At 36.9% G+C, this 1,320-nt stretch carries 1 protein-coding gene; it reads right to left on the bottom strand.

Annotated features, from left to right (window positions below):
• On the bottom strand, positions 1 to 1,295 hold a 1,295-nt coding region (locus tag AC1DE7_RS31570; RefSeq protein ID WP_477535890.1), incomplete at its 3' end, for an IS1182 family transposase.
• Positions 1,296 to 1,320: the final 25 nt, after the last annotated feature.

Raw genomic sequence — 1,320 nt, 5'->3', positions numbered from 1 at the left:
GATTTTTCTTTGAAACCATCGCTATTTTGAAATGCCTCATGTTCCTTATGTTCGGTCGATTTGATGGTTACAGAATAGGTTTTACTTTTCGCACCTTCTTTATAGCACCCGTCTTTCATTGGGCATACTTTGCATTTTTCAATGTCAAACATGTAGGTATTCTTTTGGTTATTATTCATACCTTTCTTACCTGTGCGCGCTCTTTGAATCGCCATATGTCCAGCTTTACAAACGTACATACATGCATCTTTATTAAACTCAAATTCATCTTCTTTTTTACGAGTTCCTTGTGTGATATTAGGGTTTAATTTTGATATTAATTGTAGTTCKTTGTGATTGGCATATTGAATATTATCTTTTTCAGAATAGGCAGTATCTCCAATGACGGTATCGATCTTCATACCTGTGTCRCGACTTTTTTCAATGAGAGTTTGRAGTTGTTTTCCATCACTTTTCTCACCAGTCGTAATTACCGYAGCTGTAATAATTCGTTCTCCATTCATAGCAAAATGTGTTTTGTAACCGAAGAACGAGGAGTCTGCCGTTTTGTGACCTATTCGTGCATCTGGATCATTGCTGAGTTGAAAGTGCTCATGGTGATCAGCTATGATTTCTTTTAAGTAGTTCAGCTTTTCTTTCACYTTTSGGTATTCACGGAGGGATTCTTCTTTTTCTACTGYATCTACAACTTTTTGGCAATAGTCCAGTTCATCAGATAATTCGTTCGTCGTTGTTTTCGGTGGGAATTTATCCTTCATTTTTTCATCGATCTTGTAAACGGATTTTCTCAACAACTTAGACTTTTGCAYTAATATTTCTTTGGGTGATAGCTGRTTAAATCGCGCTTTCGTATGGGTGGCATCCACAATAATTGCRCTGCTTTTGATAATTTCTTTYTCCAACGCGATCTYCATGGTCTTTTKAATAAGTATGTCGAGGAGGTTCACATCTTTCARGCGAAGCTTGCGAAACTTCGTTAGTGAACTAGGATTAATGACTTCATCTTCAGGCGCCATATCTAAAAAGTACTTAAAGGACATGTCATATTTAGAACGTTCCACAACATCCGCATCGGATACATCGAAAATGGATTTCAACAATAGGTATTTGAACATTCGAATGGGAGGCACTGCATTGCGACCATTGTCGAGGCAGTATCTATGCTGCAATTCTACCTGAACAAATGAAAAATCTACGAGATCATTTATTTGACGAAGCATATTATCTTTAGGTACGACGATATCGTATATGTCCATAAATGGACTAAGGTTAAAAGATTGTTGGTTAGAAATCATCCGAGACACCACCTGAAATTAATCA

The organism is Paenibacillus sp. 10L310 (assembly GCF_056395745.1).
Note: the sequence above shows the minus strand (reverse complement) of the source record. Positions and strands in the feature narration are given on the sequence as shown.